Here is a 19,385-nt window from a genome sequence, read left to right on the forward strand (position 1 = left end):
ATGGATGTAATTAAGCTAATCCCTCCTTCTCCACCATAACTTTTATCAATCCGTAATTACTCAATTACTTTTAGAGGGATAAATGCCGCTATCAGAGTTAAAAGCTCTCATTTACGACTGCATGGAAGCAGAAGTTAGGCCAATGCAGAAGCAATTGCCAAGAACAACTAAATAGTAAACTTTTTCCTAGCTATCAACACGTTTACCTATCCTCAAAATAAACCTTAATCAGGGTTACTGGAATTATTAAAGCCACGTTGTTGCGATGAAAAATAAAACACATTGAATACACTTTGTAGTTACGGCATTATTAATCACATCAACAGTCGCGTAAGTTTAATTATGTTTCGTCTAATAACACCTTTAATAGGTCTTGTCGCTTTAAGTACACACGCAGCCCAAGACATTACGGTATACAAATGCACAATCAAAGGGGTCGCTACATTTAGCCAAACGCCATGCGCTGACAATGCAGAAGTAATTAAACTAAAGCAACCTATGATTGCCGATAAATACGGCAATAATGCAAATTCACCGACTATGCCTGGCGCCTCTGTAGATAACTACATAGAGATCCAAAGAATCGAGCGTGAAATTAAACGCCACCAGCTTACTATTAAAAATTATAAAGAAGACTTAGCCGACGCGACCCAACAAGCCAGCTATATTACTCAAGACCAAGCTAATAGAATGGGCGCCGAATCAATAGCCGATGCAATTGCCACCAAAACTGCGACCATTCAAAACCGCTATAACGCACTCATTAGCGCCGTAGAGCAACAAGTTTCTATTTTACAACAACAAAAACAGCAACTTAGCAACCAGCCTTAACGGCTACATGAATTGCTTGCAGGTTACACAGCCTGCACTTTGTAAAACATGTATAAAAAATACCGCAAATAACATACTGTTCGCTATACTGATATTTAAAAATTAAGCCCTTTTGAAAAGTCAGGAAGCTATGTGAAAAATTTTAATTCAAAATATCATTCTGTTGTCTTTTACATAGTTTTTTCATTAGCGTACTTTTTAATTGGGATCTCACTTACAAAACTCGCCTTTAATACTCAAATTATTCCCGTATGGTTGCCTGCAGGCATTGCTTTAGTCGGATGCTATATTTGGTGGTGGCGCTTTGCTCCAGCGCTTTTTGTAGCAGCCTTTGCATTTAATTTTAATATTTTTGATAGTTCAGCACACGATATGGTGTTGGTTGGCAACACTTTCAGCCAAGCCACCTATATTGCGATTGGTATTGTATTGCAAGCAATGGTGGGGGCTGGCTTACTAAAGTATTGGCTGGGTCACCCGCTATTTTTTAAAAAACGCGCAAGTATCATTTATTTTATTTTTGTTGTGGGGATTGGGGTAAGCTTAATCTCTGCAAATTTTGGGGTATTTGCACTAAGCCAATTTAATCCCGCGTACGATATTAAAGATCATTGGCAAAATGTTTTATTTTGGTGGTTAGGAGACTCATTAGGGGTCATTATTGCTACCCCGCTACTATTGGTCTTATCTCAGATTAAAGGGGAAAATAGGCCAATAACACCGCTGCCTACTTTAGCGGTGTGTAGTATTTTATTTATATCTGTTGCTATAACCACTCAACTTTATAACCAAGAAAACAGGCAAAACACCGTTAAAGTCGCTGAACGTGAAGCGCAGGTGATAGAAAGTAGTTTATATCGCTATATCAACCAAAGCTTAATCGCGGTGCAAAGCTTAGCCAGCCAAGTGCAATCTACCCCAAATTTGAATCAACAAGACTTTTATGCCTATGCTAGTGAGTTATTAGCACAGCATTCATTTATTAAAGCGCTTTCGTGGAATCAAAAAATAGCGCAAAGTGAGCAAGCTTCATTTACCCAAGAAGTTGCCAATATATACCATCTAGACTTTGAAATTGTGGGGGAGCCTCTTGAGCCAGACGATCCTATGGTTATTGTTAAGTACATTGCCCCTTTTAATGGCAACCAAAAAGCAGTTGGTTTTAATGTATATTCAAACCCAGATAGAAAAGCGTCGTTAATCAACCCAGTAATTAAATACCAGCCAGTTAGCACAAAAATTATTCAGCTAGTGCAAACATCTGAGCCAGAACCAGCCTACCTACTATTTGCACCCGTTTACGAGCATCAACAGCAAAAAACTATTATAAAAGGCTATGCAACAGGTGTGTTTTTAGTACGTAATATTATTGAGCAAGCGATTAGCGAACAACAATCAGAAATGTTTTCTATTGCACTCTATGAAGATGAAAATAAGCCCGCCTTTTACAGTAACTACGGCAAAAGTTTAAGTATTGCACAGGGTAGCCGTATTATGAGGCTAAAACTTAACTTTGGAGGGCAAACGTGGAATGTACAATTGGCTTTAAAAGAAAAATACCTTGCCCCACATAGTAACCAACTAACACTATTTTTAATGGCCTTACAGTTAGTTGTATGTGCTTTAATTTTAACTGTTTTACTACTTTTTAATCAGCAACAAATAGCCCTTACCCGAAAGGTTGCAGAGCGCACTCACTCGCTTGCGCAAGCCAAAAAACAATCAGACTTAGCTAATCAGGCCAAAAGTCGATTTTTAGCCAATATGAGTCACGAGATACGCACACCATTAAATGCAGTTATTGGTTTTTCATCATTAGCGCGCAAAGAAGATAACGCACAAACACTTATTGGTTACCTAGATAAAATAAACTCTTCATCTAAAAGCTTGCTGAACTTGATTAATGACATTCTCGATATTTCAAAAATTGAATCACATAAGCTCAAGCTCGAAAGCACAGCGTTCGACTTAGATACAATTATAAAGCGTATTAACACAATGTTTGAAGCCAGTGCAGCCAACAAAGGGATTGGCTGGCAGGTTACAAACCAACTTCCGGTAGATACTTGGTATATAGGCGACCCTTTACGATTTGAGCAAGTAGTGCTGAATCTTTGTAGCAACGCTATAAAATTTACAGAGCAAGGTAAAGTAGCGGTGGCTTTTGATGGAGAGTTTATCAGTACTGATAAGGTCAAAATAACAGTCACCGTGACAGATACCGGTATTGGTATAAAACCAACTCAACAATCCAAGCTATTTAGTGCCTTTACCCAAGCAGACGACTCAACATCAAGGCGATACGGTGGCACAGGCCTGGGCTTAACTGTCGTAAAAGAGCTCAGTAAATTAATGGGCGGTAACGTCACGTTACAGAGCGAACCAAACGTTGGCTCTACGTTTAAATTTAACGTTGAGCTTCGCACCAGCCCAGTACAAGAGCAAGCCGAGCTTGTATACTCGGGTACTAAATTGGCGGCCTTAAAAGTGCTAGTAGCAGAAGATAACCCCGTAAACCAAATGGTAATTAAAGCCATGCTAGGCTCATTAGGTATTGTTGCCCATATTGTCGAAAATGGTGAAGCGGCAGTAGATACAGTAAAAGAGCAACACTTTGACTTAATTTTAATGGACTGCCAAATGCCAATAATGGATGGTTACAGAGCCACCGCCCTAATTAGGCAATTTAAGAGTGAGGTAGAGCTACCCATTATTGCGCTGACCGCCGATGTTATGCCTGAAGACAAAGCCCATGCTCAAGCTGTTGGCTTTAATCAGCATCTTGCAAAACCACTAGACCTAACTAGGCTAACCGCATGTTTAGCGCAATACGCTGAAATTGAAGAGTATTAGTACAACAATACGTAAATAAACACACTGGTGTTTTAATTTTGGCTTAAAATGCATGCACTCATAATAAAGCAGCCCAAGGTAAGCAGTAATGGCAACTTTTACCCACCAATGGTTTAATAATATTAACCAAATAGACGCACACGAGTGGACTCGTTTATTTGGTAATGAGCCCTTTACCCGCCATGCATTTTTATATGCATTAGAGCAAAGCCACTGTGTAAACCAAGAAACCGGTTGGCAGCCTCATCACTTAGCGGTTTATGAAGCTGACAAGTTAGTCGCACTCGCGCCTGGGTATTTAAAAAGCCACTCATACGGCGAGTATGTTTTTGATTGGGCATGGGCAGAAGCCTATGAGCAACACGGATTAGCCTATTACCCTAAATGGCTAAGTGGTGTGCCTTTTAGCCCCATTGAAGGCCAGCGTATTGCCATTTCACATACGAATACACAAAGCGTATACGACTACATAAAAAAGCAATTAAATTTAACGAGTATAGAGCAAGGTTGGTCTGGCTGGCATGTTAACTTTTGCCCAAAGATGCAAGCTCAAGCCCTGTGTACTGACGATATAATGCAGCGTATGGGCGTGCAGTTTAAATGGTTTAATAAAGGCTTTAAAACCTTTGACGACTTTTTGAATACACTCACCGCACGCAAACGAAAAACACTAAAAAAAGAGCGTGCTAAAATAGCACAGCAAAGTATTACCATTGAATGGCTACAAGGCTCGCACATAAGCCCTGAAACAATGCAGCTATTTTGTGAGTTTTATCAACGTACTTATTTAAAGCGTTCTGGGCATTTAGGGTATTTAAATATTGAGTTTTTTACTTTATTACAGGCGCTAATGGGCGATCAGCTAATTGTTATGCTTGCCAAAAAAGACAACAAAATAGTGGCAGCAACGCTAAGCTTACAAGGTGAAAACACCTTGTATGGCCGCTATTGGGGCGCCAACGAAGAGATAGACTCTCTTCATTTTGAGCTGTGTTACTACCAAGGGATTGAATTTGCGATTAAGCATAATTTACATTGCTTTCACTCGGGCGCTCAAGGTGAGCATAAAATACCTCGTGGGTTTGAGCCTGTTTTTACCTACTCCAGCCACTATATTGTTGAACCCGATTTTAGAGCAGCAATAAACGACTACCTAAAGCGAGAGCGCCAACATATGACAATGTATAAAACGCAGTGCGCTGATTTACTGCCGTTTAAAAACCAATAACTGATTATTAGCTGGCATAGCTGTATCACTTATGAGTGTAAGACCTGCTTGTGTTGCTAATTGCTCTATAGCCTCAAAATCACGAATACCGCTAAGTGGGTCACGTTGCGTTAAAAAGCGATCGAATTCTTCATTACTTGCACTTGTAAACTGTCCTTGGTATTTAAAAGGGCCATAAATACACACTACACCCTGGCTTGCTAAGTGCGTTGAAACCCCTTTAAAAAATTGCTCAACCAACGGCCAACTTACTATATGCAACGTATTTGCTGTGTAAATGGCATCCACGTTATTTACCGGCCATGCATAATTTAAGTCAAGCTCAAGAGGGGCGTGTAAATTAGTTAAATTAGCCTCCTTATGCCATAAATTTATTCCCTCATGGTTTATACGTCGATCACTTGTATACCACTGTAAATGCGGTAATTGCTCAGCAAAAAATACGCTGTGCTGCCCCGTACCCGAGCCTACTTCGAGTACCGATTTTGTCTTATTAAAAACCGTTTTAAGCACTTCTAAAATAGGACCCTTATTGTTTTCACACGCTTGTGAGAAAGGTTTATTCATGATTTGCACCAATATTGAAACTTATTGCACAACATTAACGCAAAAAAATGGCACTGAACAATTAAAGTTTTATAGATAATTTATAAAAGTGAGTTAATTCATGGCACTAAAATAAAAATAAGCCGATGGTATGTATTATGCTTTAATTAAATCAACCCTAAGTAGGGTGTATTACCAATATTAAATACGAGGATAAAATTATGCATACTCCCCCTTACACCGCTGTAGACGCTGTTGTCTCAGTGACAGAAAAAAGCACCGAAAAACCAATTAGTACCTGTGATAGTAGAGCCACTGTAATCGACTTACTTTCTCACTGTAACCAAAATCAACAGGCGCTAAAAAAACATGAAACAGACCAAATATTCATTCTTGGCTATAATTGATACTCAATTAAACGCTGCAAATAAATTTAATAATAACTGTTTACACTGAAACCGATTAAATGTAATGATAACTATTATCGTTAACTTAAATCGGTTTTTTTATGTCTCCCTTTCAGGCATTACAGCCTTATCATCATGAACTTGCTTGTAACTGCTTACGCCCAGGCTTACATGCGCCTATGGTGGTAGCTCACTACATAGAAACCGCTTTAAACGTTGCTAAAAGCTTTGAAAAACAGCGTAACCCCTTACTACAAGAGTTATATTTATTACGCACTCACCATGAAATTATCAATAAAATGTGCGACCCTCTAATACACAATGCCATTCGCAAGCAATGCCTTGAGCAGTTATATAAACCCTTATTGGCATTAAAACGCTTTTACTATGCACATAACGATACTGAAAAATTTTTAAAACTTGAGCGCGAAGCTCGCGTACTCAGTCACGAATTTAACCCTTTTTAAGGAGCGACTTATGAGCAATTTTAGAACCGAATCCGACAGCATGGGTGAATTACAGGTCCCTAGTGATGCGCTATATCAAGCACAAACCCAGCGTGCAGTTAACAACTTTGCTATTAGTGGCTTAGCCATGCCAAAACAATTTGTAACAGCGCTTGCATACATTAAACAAGCCGCTGCACAAAGTAACTTTGAGCTAAATCACTTAAGTAAAAGTAAAGCCAACGCTATTGAGCAAGCATGCCAACAAATTATTGATGGCGAGCATTATGAGCATTTCCCCGTTGATATTTTTCAAACTGGTTCAGGCACCAGCTCGAACATGAACGCGAATGAAGTTATCGCAACCCTTGCAACCCGTATAGGTAAAGAGCCAGTTCACCCTAATGATGATGTAAATATGGGCCAAAGCTCTAACGATGTAGTGCCTACAGCCATTGCTCTAAGTAGTGCTATTAACGTGGTTTATGAATTACTGCCATCTCTTGAAAAACTATCGCAGAGCTTAGAGCAAAAAAAGGCAGACGTTGGCAAAATAGTTAAAACAGGGCGTACGCATTTAATGGATGCCATGCCCGTTACGTTTGAGCAAACGCTAAGCGCGTGGCAGTCACAAGTAAATAATGCTGCCTCTGGTATTCGCCATAGCTTAGAGCGAGTGTGCGAGCTTGCTCAAGGCGGGACTGCTGTTGGTACCGGCATTAATGCCGATGGTGAATTTGCTTCAAAATTTGCTAAAAACTTAAGCGCAAATGTGGGTATAAGCTTTAAACCAAGCAGTAACTTTTTTTACAACATTGGCTCACAAGATGCCATTGTAGCGCTTTCAGGTCAGTTAAAAGTATTGGCCGTAGCACAAATGAAAATAGCTAATGACTTACGCTGGATGAACTCAGGCCCACTTGCTGGACTTGGCGAAATAGAGCTTGAAGCACTGCAACCTGGCTCGTCGATTATGCCTGGCAAAGTTAACCCAGTGATCCCAGAAGCGGCAGCCATGGTAAGCGCTCAAGTTATAGGTAACGATGCAACCATCACTGTGGCAGGCCAAGCGGGTAATTTTGAGCTAAACGTCATGCTACCGGTTATTGCACATAATATTTTACAAAGCATTGAGCTACTTGCTAATAGCGCACAAGCATTAGCAGATAAGGCCATTGCAAGTTTTAAAGTAAACCAAACCAATATTGATAAAGCACTGGCTAAAAATCCAATTTTAGTGACTGCGCTTAATCCGGTGATCGGTTACGAAAAAGCAGCCAAAATAGCTAAGCAAGCGTATAAAGAAGCCCGCCCCATCATTGATGTGGCAGAGCAAGAAACCGACCTTTCACGCGGTGAATTAGAAAAGCTGCTTAACCCCACTAAACTTACTCAAGGCGGTTTATAAAGGTAAATCTAAAACGGCTTTAATTACTTGATAATATAGTTTTTATTGCCGTTAAAAATGCACCGTGTATGATAGTGATGAATAATTCATCACTATCAAGGTTTGTTATGCGTACTCCACTGTTAGCCCTACTTTTACCACTTTGCTTAACCGCATGCCTAGAAACAACATCGCAAGATGCAGCCACTCACTCGGTGAACGAGCTTAAAGAAGTACCGCATAAAGAAGTACCTCAACAAACCAATAGTGAAAACAAGCACACACCCTCTACTGATGCATCTCAACCAATAAAAACCGCTTTAAAAGAAGTATCACTTAACGATATTAAAACCGCAAAAAGCGAGCTTAATACGTTAATTGCCAATACACAGTGCGATACCTCCGCACAATGTAAAGTTATGCCAGTAGGAAGCAAAGCCTGCGGCGGACCAAGTGATTATGTTGTTTATTCAACAAAAGCAGCTAAAGAGGGGCAAGTCAGTTCGCTTGCAAAGCAAATAACAACGCTTGAAAAAGCCTACAACACACAAAATGAAATGATGAGCACATGCCAGCATTTAACTTCTCCAAGCACGCAGTGTGTTGAAAATAAATGTGTTAAACTTGAAGGCTCAGCGGTAAGTGTATTTTAAGGACAAGGTTATGAGTTGTTTGCCATCAGCAATTAAATTATCAATTGTGAGTGTTGCCACCAGCGCTATGCTATTACTTAGCGGCTGTGCGAGCACATCATCAAGTACTGAACAAGATCAGAATTTGTCTGACTTGAACTACGACCTTAATAACATTGTTAGTGATAATAGTTGCACCGCAAGCTTTCAATGTAAGGTACTCGAAGTAGGTGCACGCGCGTGTGGCGGGCCAAGTAAGTATGTTGTGTATTCAACACTTAACACCTCTCAAGAGCACGCCGAAGAAGTGGCCCATAAAATTACACAGCAACAAAAAGCACAAAATAAAGCGCAAGGTTTAACCGATTGCTCACCCGTGCTAGAAGTGCAAACGCTGTGTATTAATCAGGAATGCCAAGCGTTTGATATAAAATAGCTATACACTATTTAAAACTTAAATTAAGCGTTAATTTAATAACGGAATTAGCGCTGATATAACCACCACCAACACCACACAAATTCCTGCTTTAACAATATATTTCATTGGCATTTCTTTTTTTACCCAGTACGCATAAATAAAGCGCACAAAATAGCTGGCGGCAGTGCCAAACAAAGCAAATATAATAAGGTAAGTAATCAGTATAATATTCAAAGCAGTACTTCTTTATAGTTGTTGCCCTTAGTGTAAGGGCTTAGTACAAAGAACGCAAAGCACTGCTTTTATTGAGCCCCACACTTATATTAAGTGGTTAGTAACCCAAAGCGCTGATGCACTATTTAGCTTTTTTTGTGTGGGCAATTAAAAGCTCAGCAACTTGCTGTTTTACAGCTCGCTTATCATCACTTTGAACATTAAATCGTGTTGCTAACTGGGCTATTTCATCATCGTTTAAATTAAACGATAGGCGCTGACGTGTTTTTTTAGATTTTACATCCAAACCTAAAATTTTACGGATCATATCTGAGGGCGTAAGCTCTTGGTCTATGGCCTGCTTTTTTATCGACTTTTGTACTTCGCTGCTTAAATCAAATGCCATTTGTGTGGCACGCACAGCTTGCTCTTGACGTAACCACTTGTCTTTAGCGTCACTCACTTCGCATCTCCTGGAAACAAGTCGACTATATCAGTAATTGGGCGTGTTAGTGTCAGTGACACTTCGGTCTCACCGCCATCCCATATTTCAATATTTAAGCCGTGCCCTTCGTCCGGCGATGCTAAACAAATCATTTCACAAGGTTCGCCACCCTCTTGCTCATAACGCGGCAATGACTGATCACGAAAATCTTTGTTATGGAAATAACACACATATGGCGACTCACTTTGCTGATAGCTTTTAGCTAAAAACTGCATAAACTGCTCAGGCGTATTTTGCACCTGTATATGGGTTAACGACTCTTCATCAAAAATGCGCGCAAATTCGTCTAGACCAAATATTTGCTCTACGTCGTCACGCTGAATTTTGATTGAAAAATTAGCCCACTGCTCACCATCATCTTGCTCAATTTGTAAAAATACCACCTGTCCGCTGTTCGTCTCTAGCACAAACTCAGTATCACTACTGTGCTGATATTGATAAGTTTGAATATCAATAACACGCAGCGTTTGCCCTTTTAACCACGACGGATATGCAAATGAGTCTATAACGCTAAACATGTCACCTTTTTTAAGCTCACTTGCATGGTTAAGCTGACGTTCTGGCTCTTTTTTTGATTTGAAAAAATTAAACATAATGACATCCCTTAAGCAAAAAAGGTAACTAAGCTAAGCTTAATTACCTTTTGTAAATAATGTACTAACTATTAGCCGTTTTGCTTGGCTTTAATGCGCGCTAAAATATCAGCACTTTTTGGGCTTGTATCGCCAATACCTGCTTCAGCCATTTTCGCTTTTAAATCGTCGCCATTTGTATCTGACTCAAGTTGCTTTGCAGCGCCTAACTGGTCGCTACGATCTTGCTGACGCTGTTTAATACGTTCAAGGGACTGGCGAGCCGAGGTCATAGATGAGCTATTAGTATTAAGCGTGCTGTTAACAGCCATTGTTGCTTGCTGTACGCTTTCTGTGGTTTTAACCATAGTAAGCTGACGTTGGTTTTCTTTAATCGACTTTTCAGCGTCTTTAACTTGCTGCTTAAGCGTTACAATGTGGTTGCTAAAGCCTGCTAAGACTTGCTCATGCTCTGCTTTTTCAGCTTCAAAATCACCAATTTTTTCTGCAATTTCTAATGCTAAGGCTTCGTTACCTTTTTCAAGAGCTTGGCCTGCATACGCTTCGTGCTCAGCAATTGAGGCATCTACCGCGCTAATTTTACGCTTAGTTTGCATTTCTTTAGCCATTACTTCTGTAAGGCTTTTTTTAGCACGATTAAGTGCATTTTGCGCATCTGCTATTTCTTGTTCAAAAATACGAATACCGTTTGCATCTACAATTGCTTCGCCCGCTTCACGCGCGCCGCCACGTACTGCTGTAAATAATTTTTTTAATATACTCATAATCTTAACTCCACTAACTAGTTACTAATCGTTTAAATACAAGGTCACGGCTTCTAGTGCGTCAATAGCGTTGTCTGCTAGTGTCACTAGTTCGTGGGTAATATCATCTAATGATGAATTTACCGACAGTGCACCAAAAATCGCGTATTTGTTATCGATTTTAGCAAATGCACTCAGTGGAATTGGCACGTTTAAACGCAGTAGTGTTTCGTTTAACTCGTTGCGTAATTCACTTTTTACTTCATCTTCGCCAAACAAGTAGCTAATACATAACAACTGCTCTTGTGTTTGCGTAACAAAAATTGGAAGCTCATCGTTTCCATCAACTATGACTTGTAAAACATCTTGCTCGCCAGGATTGGCAATCAAGAAAGACTCAAAGTTAGCGCCTTCGGTTTCAAAAGAAGCTAATTTTATTGAAAGTTCATTTAATTCCATGTCTCTGCCTTTTTGCTGTTTGACATATTATGTCTGAGTTAAGATTCGCATGGTCGACATAATATGTCAACCATGTTTTATTAATTTTTATACAATTCGCTTTCTATTTGCCACGCATTACGGTAGTAATCATATAGCTGACCCGAACCTAACCTATTGACTTCAATGCTTTTAATTTGTTCAAAATACTGGTTAGGAAATACAAAGCTGGCTAATAAATATTCTTTACTTACCCACCTTGATGGCACCGGCATAGCGCTTATATTTTTAATTCGCCCACTGGCTGGTTGACCCATTTTAGTGGCAATAGTCCACCCCCACTGTCCAAACGAAGGAATATTTTGCTGGTACTGCTCAACATAATCAAAACCAGCCGCTTTTACCGTTTTAGCAATACTTAAAAATGCTTTTTTGGCATGATAAGGCGAAGTTGACTGCACCGCCATTGCGCCATCGGGGGCCAAAAGTTGTCGTACATGGTTATAAAAATAGTCGCTGTACATTTTGTTTAAATCGGGGTGATTTGGGTCCGGTAAATCAATTAAAATAGTGTCAAATTGCTTACCTTGATCAAGCAACTTTTCCACCTCTAAAAACGCATCGCCCACAATAATATTTGCACGCGGGTCTAACATTGAACGATTATTTAGCGCTAATAACCGCTTACTTATAGACTCAGGCGCTGTAAAATCTCCGTCTTTATGGCCAAATAAATTAAGCAGCTGTGCATCTAAATCAATTAACGTTACCTCGTTCACTGGCCACTTTAAAACATCTCTCAGGGCAAGCCCGTCACCACCACCAATAATTAATACGTTATCGTGCCGGTTTGATGCGAGCATGGCCGGATACACCAGCATTGAATGATATATTTGCTCATCAATACTCGAGAACTGTAAACGCCCATTTAAATACAAATCGGTAATAGGCACTGGCTGGTTTTTGCTTAAGCGCTCAGTTAATACGACATGCTGGTATTTAGTTGCTTGTGAGTAAATAACTTTATCTTTGTAAAGCACATTACTTAAGCTGTTCATCCAGCTACTTCCCATCACTAAAATAAACCCAAACAGTGCCAGTAATACTATATGGCAAACTAAAAGTGCCTTAGCAAAGCGCACATGAGCATGGTAGCGCCATAAAAAGGCGAGCCCTGCCAATATATTAAAAAGTGCTGTCCACGCTGCAGCTTGCATTATAGGCATCGCCAGCATAATGCTTACCCAAATAGCCGCACCAATACCGGCGCCAATATAATCGGCACCATAAATGGTGCCTGCATTGTTTTCTAAAAAGCGCCCGTACACATGTTGGCGAATACGCGCAATAAGCGGTATCTCCATACCAATAAACAAACCCAGTACTAAACCAAACACATAAGGTAAAAAGCGTGACCACTCTTGCAGCTTTTGAAATACATAGCCGTTAAGCACAATATCTGGCGGTAAATTAAAAATACTAGAAAACAAATGAGGAAGAGAATAACTTACAGCAATTACACCGGCTATTGCCAAAATACAGCCCATACCAATCAGGGCAATAATACTTTCCAGCCAAGCAAAGGCGGTAAAAGCATCTTTAAACCAACGGGCTAAAAATGCGCCTAAGCCCATGGCAACTATCATGGTGCCAATCATGGCATAGATAGCACTTTCTACAGAGCCCAGTACACGCCCTGCGTAATGCGAAAGTAAGTATTCATAAATAAGGCCGCACCCAGCGAGTACGGCCATAACAGTGATTAGTAAAATATCGTGCCCAAGTAAACGCGATTTACTTGGGCTAGTTGTAGTTGATGACACTGATTATGCGCCTAGTAAGGTTGCCATAGTAATACCGACAGCAAACGACACTGCAGCAGAAATAGCACCTACACCTACATTTTTCTGACGGTTTACTTCATCTGAAATATCACAACCTGATAAAATTATTTTTATGGTGATTAAATGTAAAATGATAAATGCCACTAAACTTACAATCGCGCTAATAGCCCAATAAAGCAGGCTGGCATTAATGTTATCGGCCGCATACGGTGCAATACCTGATGCCGCAGTAATAGCTAAGGCACTGCCTACTAAAAAGCCTGCGTAGCGTACACCTACCGCTAAATTGCCATCAATAATGGCTTGTTGTAAACAATCACCGCTTTTATTGGTACGCTTAAATAATTGTACGCGGTATTGGCTTACAAGCAGTAGTGCAACACTGCCAATAATAAAAGCCGCAATAACGATAGGCAGCCCGTGCCAACCCTCTGTTGCTACCCATAAAAGTGCAGAGCGAATCACAATAGCCACACTTACTACATGACCAAAGTCGATAATAGAGGCCGTTACGTTACCTTTTACAATTTCGTCGTGCAGGCTGACTTTGCGAAGCGCAACCTTATCTTGAAAAAAGTGGCCCAATTTAATCAGTACAATGGCTAATACACCATAGCCTAGCATTTGCAGGGCTTCTTGTTGTAAAGAGGCAGCAAAAGCACCACTGCTCACACCCGTTAATACAATGGCAAGTGCGACTAAGCCTGCCGCAAAGCCAATACCAAAAGCAAAGTTATCGCGTTCTGTTATTTCGTCATTTGCATGAAGGTTTGAAACCCAGCCCTTAATGTATTTTAGGCTTACAAATAACAACACTATAATTGCAAAATCAATCGCCAAAGCTTGTAGCGACCACATAGTTATTCCATTAAATTCGTACATATTTCTAACTCCAACTTATTCTTTACTTACCACGGCTCACGCCACGAGAGGTTCTGCTACCGCTATTACGTACCGATCCAGAGCTGTTGCTATAACTACTCGAACGCGAGTAACTACTGCGGCTTTTAGGCGGTGTATAACTACTGCGGCTTAAACCCGAGGCACCCGATTTTTTGCTCGCATAAGGGCTAGTAAACTGCTTGCCTTGGCGCTGGTACGATTGACGCGTACGCGTTTCTAACGCACTTTGCGTTTTAATTTGTTTAGGGCTTGAGTAACGATAGCGGCCGTAATCGTTGTAATAGCTATATTTACGGCGGCTGCTCCAACGCCCATATTCAACACGGTCAAATACATCGCCTAAAATACGGTACATGCCATACCACTGCCAAAAGCTAATACCATTACTATTCGTTTGCCAGTTACCGTAATTAGGGTTGCCCACCAATTGATTACCTTCGCCTGCGCCCTCTGCCTCTTGACTAATAGCACCAACGCGCGCAAGGCTGCCCTTAGACATATCGGCTAGCATATTAATCGGGTCAGTTAACGCGTCAGAAAACAGCGTAGGCTTAGCCGCCTCACGTAGTAAATCAATACTGTGTAGCGTGTCTTCGTAGGGAGGAATTAAATAAGTGCCTTTAATATCTTTAAGTCGTTGTGTTAAACCACTGTAAAGTGCACCCTGCCTTGTAGCATCAAGGGTAATTACATCAACAACCTGACTCAGTTCTGGCTGTTGCTGTTTAAGGAGTTTGCCATATTCTTTAAGCAATACAGCATTACGTATAGTGCCATTATCAAGCGCAGTACCAAGCTGTGCAAGCTCAACATCTGCCTTTTTAATAGACTCTTGAATTGTTTGTTGTAGTTGCTCTTCTTTAGATTGACAACCCATAAGCACTGCAAACAAACAAAACAGGCTCATAAGTTTCCAAGCTTTTATATTCGACATTCATGTCACCTGATTTAATAAATAACCGCATTAGTCTTACACAGGTCACTTATTAAGCCAAGAATGAAATTGCAACAAAGTAAGTCTGCCTAAAATAAAATAACCAGCTATAGTTACTCCATGAATTTAAACACATTCTTTTACTTACTCATTTAGTAAGTAACATCAGCGCTACGCGTAAGCCTTCTATTAATAGATAGCACCAATAAGTAATAACTCTTTTAGTAATAGAGCACGGCAGTAAGAAGGGATTTGGCTAAATGTTTCATAGTATTCGTAACAAATTTATTATTATTACAACTTGTCTAATCGTACTAAGCGCTAGTTTTGTTTTTTATTTAGCAATTAATGAGCACGAGGATTTATACCGCCAATCAGTTGAAGAAAACCTCGATGCCATGTCATCAAATATTTCAGATAATTTGTTACGTGTTATGTCGCAAGAGATAGATTTATTTTCTATCACAACTGAGCTTTTGGGGTTAGATAGGTACGAGCACATAAAATTTGTAAATGTCTTTGATAGCAATTGGCAGCTAATACAGTCTTACGTGCACCCTAATTACTTAAAGTACGAGGATTTTACTCCACAGCTACAGGGGATCAAACCGCAAAGCTTGCCCCGTACAGTCAGTGTTACTAACCAAGGCTTAGTTGCCTTAAAAACAATTGGTGAGGAACAGTTCCCTATAGGCTACTTATTAATTGTTCAAGATTTTAATAAGCCCCTTAATGAAAGCAAAGCGAGCTTATTTTATAGTGCGGCCCCTATCGTTATTTTTAGTATCGTGATCACCATCATCATCTCTTTTTGGATATACCAACATTTATTAAGCCCGCTATTAAAACTTTCTAAGTTCACGCAAAAAGTAGAAAAAACAAGAAGCTACCAACTTCAATACCAAGGTTCGGGCAACGATGAAGTATCGCAACTTGGTAAAGATATTAATAACTTACTTAACACTATTAACGCCCAAGTGGTTACTAATCAAAAAAACACCGCACAACTTTTAAAGCAAAAACAATCAATGGAGCACTTAGCTAACTTCGATATATTAACTGGTTTGCCAAATCGTATGTTCATTATGGCCTTACTAAAAGAAGAATTAACACGCTGTAAAAGCAACCATCAAGATTTAGCAATCATGTTTTTCGACGTAGATAGCTTTAAAGGTGTTAACGATACACTTGGCCATGAAACGGGCGACCTACTTTTAAAGGCGGTAGCCAGTAATATCAAAGAGCACTTACGCGAAAATGATGTTATTGCTCGCTTAGGAGGGGATGAGTTTTTAATAATGCTGCGTAATATAAATAATTACACCGACGTTATTAATATTGCGGAGCAAATTATCAACTCAATGCAAACACCTTTTACTATTAATCAGTGGGATATACCCACTGGGGTAAGTATTGGCATTGCCCACGCTAAAGAAGCTGAGTTTGACATTAATACATTAATTAGTAATGCAGACATCGCAATGTATGCCTCAAAAGAAAAAGGGAAAGGATCGTTCACCGTTTTTCATAAAAAGATGCTAGAAAACAGTAAGCGAATGGCTCAAGTTGCTAATTTAATTAGTCATGCAATTGCGCAAAATGAATTTGAAATTGTGTATCAGTTAAAAATAGCCGCCAATGGTGAGACTAATGGCCTTGAAGCACTTATTAGGTGGCAAAGTGAAGAGCTTGGCTTTATTTCACCAGGTGAGTTTATACCCATTGCAGAGCAAGCAGGTAAAATAAAAGCAATCTCGCAGTGGGTTGTCTCTAGGGTATTTCAAGATTTACCCACTTTAAAACAATCTATAGGTAACCATGTACGCGTTTCTTTAAACCTATCGAGCCATGATCTTAAAGATAACCACTTCATTAATGTAGTAAAAAATAAGTTGGTTAAATACAACGTCGACATTGCAAATATCCAGTTTGAAATTACCGAATCAAGCTATCTCGATAATTTTGAAAACTCCAATCAATTCTTTAACCAAATAAAAAAAATGGGCGGCTCTATAGCCCTTGATGATTTTGGAACGGGATACTCATCGCTAAGCTACCTTACAAAAATAGATATCGATACCATCAAAATTGACCGTATGTTTGTTAATCAATTTGACAGCTCAGAAAAGGATGCGGCGGTATTAAAGGCCATACTCGATTTAAGTAAACGCCTAGGTTTAAAAATATGCAGTGAGGGTATAGAAACAGCCAGCCAGGCTAACTACCTGATTAAAAATGGCAGTGATGAAATGCAAGGGTATTATTTTGCAAAACCTGTAGCCCTATCCCACATACCAGCAGCTAAAGCCCAAGCAAAAGAAGCATTTAAAGCGCTAACTTTAAAATAAATCAGCGCTACTAGGGCGTTAGCGTTACAACGGTTAGCTCGTCAGGAATTTTTGTATCAGCAGGTAAATAAGCAACTGCATTTTCTTCTTTCAATAAATACGCAATAATTTCTTTAGCCGAGCTAAATTCGATAGGTGGCTTGCTACGCCCTGTAAATCTCATCTGAGCCCAATAAGCCTGAATCCTAGATTCGGTTAAGCCAACCAACTTTGTATTAAAGTCGATTCGTAACGGGTTTCCGGCAGGTAAATTTATTGCTTTAAATTGACGACTCAACGCGCCGCCCATATAAATATGGCGAATTTGCTGCTTACTCAAAGCCAAGCTTTTATTGGCCGTATTAACAACAATGATCACTTTAGATGTATGGCTATTATCCGCGTAGGCTTGTACGCTAATACACAATAATGACCAAGTAAAAATAAACACCAGTATTATGTGTTTAATCACGTAAGTTAACTTAGAGTGCATCATCAAAATACCCAATCTAAGCCAATAAGGTAAAGATTCGTTTTTCTATTAAAGTTAGTATCCTCAGGGATAACAAAAAAAGAATTATTAACCTCATCGCCCTCTAAAGCAGATACTTCCGCTTTTAACGCCAGATTAGGTAATACATCCCATCGTATACCGAGTGTCCATGTTTTTAGTGAGTCGGGCGCCGATTCTGAAAATACGCTGTTATAGGCCTGTGCCAGCTGATCTAACTCTACACTAACGCCTACAGGGATCTCATTCTGATTAGCGTTAATTTCTACATCGCTATCTGCAAAGGTCAAATGATAAGTAAAAGGTGCATCGTTATAGCCTACGGTTAAGTAATAGCTTTGTATAATCGGAATTATATCTAGCTGTGTTTTAATCTTTACCCACTCACCTCTAAAAAAATAATCTAAATTATCATAAATAACACCAAGCTGATCTGCATGTGCACTGCCCTGTGTCGTCAGTGACGCTGCACTTAGGCTAAAATTAAAATTCTCTAAAGTATCTTGTAATTGGTTAATCGATTTAAGATCTAGCGCTATATTACCGTTATACCTTGAAGCTCTAAACTCTATATTTTCAATGTTCAACTTCCCTATAACACCCACTAAATTATCTACCTCAAAGCCTGTTTTAAAAGGGCCTATACCAATACTTCCCGACTCTTCGCCGTAGTATCCTTCAATACTGATATCAAAGTCATCTGAGCCAAATTTGTAAAAAACATCAACACCATTAAATGTTTTAAATAAATACGTGTCGTAAACTTGTTGTGGCGGATTGATCCATGGGTAGGCAAACCCTACATCAGAGAAGTCGCTCATTGTAAAAAATGGGGTGCGCAGCTTACCGACTTTTATCTGCAAATTGGTTGTCGGTGTATAAGTCAAATACAGCCATTCAAGTCCACTCTCACCAGATACCGTTGTACTATCGGATCTAAGTACCCCTTGTGCTGTCACTGACCAGTTTTTATTAAACTGATACTCAGCTTGAAGACCTATTAAGCTTGATGGTGAAAAGTTAAGAGTGTCGTCGTAACCTCTATATTCGACATCTTTTTCATCTAAGTAACCACCAATAACACGCGCGTAGCCCGAAAAATCAAACTCATCCGATTTAGCTGGTAAATGATGTAGGCCCACGATTAAAACGAATATCTGAAATATTTTATTTCGCATAGACATTCAGCAACCTATATAAAAAAGCGCTGAATATTAAAAAGTAACGACATTTTATAATTCTGCAGAATAATTATTATGAGGTATAACTATAGTCAAACTTAATGAGAGTGGATCAAAATAGTCTGAACTATAAGCTATTATTTTTATACATCTTACTAGATTAGTTAAGTTAAGAGTCTTGGGTGTACTGTAATACCAATTCGCTTAATGGAGTAATCTATTTTGAAGCTTAAAAAAGAATCAATGTCAGTAAAAACTCACTATTTAGCTGTTATAAATTAGAGTCCTTAAAAGTAGATAGCGACACTTCCATACCCTTAAAATAATTGATACCAACCCTTACACAAAGGGGCTACGCTTTAGAGAAGGAAATGCTGGATATAACTTTTCTGCAGACGTAAAAAAACCCAACTATTGCAAGTCGGGCTTTCTTGTATTTGGCGCC

20 protein-coding genes are annotated in these 19,385 nt (G+C 39.5%); 9 read left to right on the forward strand and 11 right to left on the reverse strand.

Going from position 1 to position 19,385, the window contains the following annotated elements:
- Positions 1–342: 342 nt before the first annotated feature.
- From CWC17_RS18420 to CWC17_RS18430, 3 genes are all read left to right on the forward strand, one after another.
- A complete protein-coding gene (locus CWC17_RS18420; RefSeq protein ID WP_249929305.1) occupies positions 343–831 on the forward strand; it encodes an RNA-binding protein in 489 nt (162 codons plus the stop codon).
- A 132-nt stretch (positions 832–963) separates the two neighbouring features.
- Complete coding sequence (locus CWC17_RS18425; protein ID WP_138614548.1) at positions 964–3,684, forward strand: ATP-binding protein; 2,721 nt, start codon at positions 964–966, stop codon at positions 3,682–3,684.
- 88 nt (positions 3,685–3,772) lie between these two features.
- A complete protein-coding gene (locus CWC17_RS18430) occupies positions 3,773–4,912 on the forward strand; it encodes a GNAT family N-acetyltransferase (protein ID WP_138614550.1) in 1,140 nt (379 codons plus the stop codon).
- Here the strand turns inward: CWC17_RS18430 and CWC17_RS18435 are convergent.
- The gene (locus tag CWC17_RS18435) at positions 4,889–5,479 is read right to left on the reverse strand and encodes a DUF938 domain-containing protein (protein ID WP_138614552.1); all 591 of its coding nucleotides are present in this window, start codon (positions 5,477–5,479) and stop codon (positions 4,889–4,891) included. The genes CWC17_RS18430 and CWC17_RS18435 overlap by 24 nt on opposite strands.
- Before the next feature lie 200 nt (positions 5,480–5,679).
- Here CWC17_RS18435 and CWC17_RS18440 point away from each other — a divergent pair, with 200 nt between their 5' ends.
- From CWC17_RS18440 to CWC17_RS18460, 5 genes are all read left to right on the forward strand, one after another.
- Positions 5,680–5,865: a hypothetical protein gene (locus CWC17_RS18440; RefSeq protein WP_138542546.1), complete on the forward strand. Its 186-nt coding sequence runs from the start codon at positions 5,680–5,682 to the stop codon at positions 5,863–5,865.
- Between the two features lie 101 nt (positions 5,866–5,966).
- Positions 5,967–6,332, forward strand: coding sequence for a hypothetical protein (locus CWC17_RS18445; protein WP_004589147.1), 366 nt, complete (start codon positions 5,967–5,969; stop codon positions 6,330–6,332).
- A 10-nt stretch (positions 6,333–6,342) separates the two neighbouring features.
- Positions 6,343–7,719, forward strand: coding sequence for a class II fumarate hydratase (locus CWC17_RS18450; protein ID WP_138614554.1), 1,377 nt, complete (start codon positions 6,343–6,345; stop codon positions 7,717–7,719).
- 68 nt (positions 7,720–7,787) lie between these two features.
- Positions 7,788–8,351: a hypothetical protein gene (locus CWC17_RS18455; protein WP_138542548.1), complete on the forward strand. Its 564-nt coding sequence runs from the start codon at positions 7,788–7,790 to the stop codon at positions 8,349–8,351.
- A gap of 10 nt (positions 8,352–8,361) precedes the next feature.
- Positions 8,362–8,766, forward strand: coding sequence for a hypothetical protein (locus CWC17_RS18460; protein ID WP_138614556.1), 405 nt, complete (start codon positions 8,362–8,364; stop codon positions 8,764–8,766).
- A gap of 30 nt (positions 8,767–8,796) precedes the next feature.
- Here CWC17_RS18460 and CWC17_RS18465 read toward each other — a convergent pair whose 3' ends face one another.
- The 8 genes from CWC17_RS18465 to CWC17_RS18500 all read right to left on the reverse strand — a co-directional run bounded on the left by CWC17_RS18465 (position 8,797) and on the right by CWC17_RS18500 (position 14,921).
- Positions 8,797–8,982 carry a hypothetical protein gene (locus CWC17_RS18465; protein WP_138542549.1) on the reverse strand — a complete coding sequence of 62 codons (186 nt, stop codon included), beginning with the start codon at positions 8,980–8,982 and terminating at the stop codon, positions 8,797–8,799.
- A gap of 121 nt (positions 8,983–9,103) precedes the next feature.
- Positions 9,104–9,424, reverse strand: a complete 321-nt coding sequence (locus CWC17_RS18470; protein WP_055016836.1) for a hypothetical protein — start codon at positions 9,422–9,424, stop codon at positions 9,104–9,106.
- Positions 9,421–10,059 carry a DUF4178 domain-containing protein gene (locus CWC17_RS18475; RefSeq protein WP_138614558.1) on the reverse strand — a complete coding sequence of 213 codons (639 nt, stop codon included), beginning with the start codon at positions 10,057–10,059 and terminating at the stop codon, positions 9,421–9,423. The genes CWC17_RS18470 and CWC17_RS18475 overlap by 4 nt, the downstream gene beginning before the upstream one ends.
- 71 nt (positions 10,060–10,130) lie before the next feature.
- A complete protein-coding gene (locus tag CWC17_RS18480; RefSeq protein ID WP_055016837.1) occupies positions 10,131–10,823 on the reverse strand; it encodes a PspA/IM30 family protein in 693 nt (230 codons plus the stop codon).
- Positions 10,824–10,847: 24 nt separating this feature from the next.
- Entirely contained in the window at positions 10,848–11,261 is a 414-nt protein-coding gene (locus CWC17_RS18485) for a YjfI family protein (RefSeq protein ID WP_004589139.1), read from the reverse strand.
- Between the two features lie 80 nt (positions 11,262–11,341).
- A complete protein-coding gene (locus CWC17_RS18490; protein ID WP_138614560.1) occupies positions 11,342–13,063 on the reverse strand; it encodes a polyamine aminopropyltransferase in 1,722 nt (573 codons plus the stop codon).
- Between the two features lie 3 nt (positions 13,064–13,066).
- Positions 13,067–13,966 (reverse strand): DUF350 domain-containing protein, encoded by a 900-nt coding sequence (locus CWC17_RS18495; RefSeq protein WP_138614563.1) that lies wholly within the window; start codon positions 13,964–13,966, stop codon positions 13,067–13,069.
- A gap of 22 nt (positions 13,967–13,988) precedes the next feature.
- Positions 13,989–14,921, reverse strand: coding sequence for a hypothetical protein (locus CWC17_RS18500; RefSeq protein ID WP_055016840.1), 933 nt, complete (start codon positions 14,919–14,921; stop codon positions 13,989–13,991).
- Between the two features lie 260 nt (positions 14,922–15,181).
- On the opposite strand from CWC17_RS18500, the gene CWC17_RS18505 reads away from it, so the two are divergent.
- Positions 15,182–17,269, forward strand: coding sequence for a putative bifunctional diguanylate cyclase/phosphodiesterase (locus tag CWC17_RS18505; protein ID WP_138614565.1), 2,088 nt, complete (start codon positions 15,182–15,184; stop codon positions 17,267–17,269).
- 10 nt (positions 17,270–17,279) lie between these two features.
- Here CWC17_RS18505 and CWC17_RS18510 read toward each other — a convergent pair whose 3' ends face one another.
- Complete coding sequence (locus CWC17_RS18510) at positions 17,280–17,744, reverse strand: hypothetical protein (protein ID WP_138614567.1); 465 nt, start codon at positions 17,742–17,744, stop codon at positions 17,280–17,282.
- A complete protein-coding gene (locus CWC17_RS18515) occupies positions 17,744–18,937 on the reverse strand; it encodes a TonB-dependent receptor (protein WP_138614569.1) in 1,194 nt (397 codons plus the stop codon). Before CWC17_RS18515 ends, CWC17_RS18510 begins: the two co-directional genes overlap by 1 nt.
- Between the last annotated feature and the right edge of the window lie 448 nt (positions 18,938–19,385).

This window comes from Pseudoalteromonas sp. S3785, from assembly GCF_005887365.1.
Taxonomy (GTDB): Bacteria; Pseudomonadota; Gammaproteobacteria; order Enterobacterales; family Alteromonadaceae; genus Pseudoalteromonas.

Excerpts from the sequence above, each read along its gene's own strand:
- CWC17_RS18455 (WP_138542548.1), top strand. The coding sequence starts at position 7,788 with ATGATAGTGATGAATAATTCATCACTATCAAGGTTTGTTATGCGTACT.
- CWC17_RS18510 (WP_138614567.1), bottom strand. The coding sequence starts at position 17,744 with ATGATGCACTCTAAGTTAACTTACGTGATTAAACACATAATACTGGTG.
- CWC17_RS18480 (WP_055016837.1), bottom strand. The coding sequence starts at position 10,823 with ATGAGTATATTAAAAAAATTATTTACAGCAGTACGTGGCGGCGCGCGT.
- CWC17_RS18460 (WP_138614556.1), top strand. The coding sequence starts at position 8,362 with ATGAGTTGTTTGCCATCAGCAATTAAATTATCAATTGTGAGTGTTGCC.
- CWC17_RS18475 (WP_138614558.1), bottom strand. The coding sequence starts at position 10,059 with ATGTTTAATTTTTTCAAATCAAAAAAAGAGCCAGAACGTCAGCTTAAC.
- CWC17_RS18420 (WP_249929305.1), top strand. The coding sequence starts at position 343 with ATGTTTCGTCTAATAACACCTTTAATAGGTCTTGTCGCTTTAAGTACA.
- CWC17_RS18450 (WP_138614554.1), top strand. The coding sequence starts at position 6,343 with ATGAGCAATTTTAGAACCGAATCCGACAGCATGGGTGAATTACAGGTC.
- CWC17_RS18485 (WP_004589139.1), bottom strand. The coding sequence starts at position 11,261 with ATGGAATTAAATGAACTTTCAATAAAATTAGCTTCTTTTGAAACCGAA.
- CWC17_RS18435 (WP_138614552.1), bottom strand. The coding sequence starts at position 5,479 with ATGAATAAACCTTTCTCACAAGCGTGTGAAAACAATAAGGGTCCTATT.
- CWC17_RS18505 (WP_138614565.1), top strand. The coding sequence starts at position 15,182 with ATGTTTCATAGTATTCGTAACAAATTTATTATTATTACAACTTGTCTA.
- CWC17_RS18515 (WP_138614569.1), bottom strand. The coding sequence starts at position 18,937 with ATGCGAAATAAAATATTTCAGATATTCGTTTTAATCGTGGGCCTACAT.
- CWC17_RS18495 (WP_138614563.1), bottom strand. The coding sequence starts at position 13,966 with ATGTACGAATTTAATGGAATAACTATGTGGTCGCTACAAGCTTTGGCG.
- CWC17_RS18440 (WP_138542546.1), top strand. The coding sequence starts at position 5,680 with ATGCATACTCCCCCTTACACCGCTGTAGACGCTGTTGTCTCAGTGACA.
- CWC17_RS18500 (WP_055016840.1), bottom strand. The coding sequence starts at position 14,921 with ATGTCGAATATAAAAGCTTGGAAACTTATGAGCCTGTTTTGTTTGTTT.
- CWC17_RS18430 (WP_138614550.1), top strand. The coding sequence starts at position 3,773 with ATGGCAACTTTTACCCACCAATGGTTTAATAATATTAACCAAATAGAC.
- CWC17_RS18445 (WP_004589147.1), top strand. The coding sequence starts at position 5,967 with ATGTCTCCCTTTCAGGCATTACAGCCTTATCATCATGAACTTGCTTGT.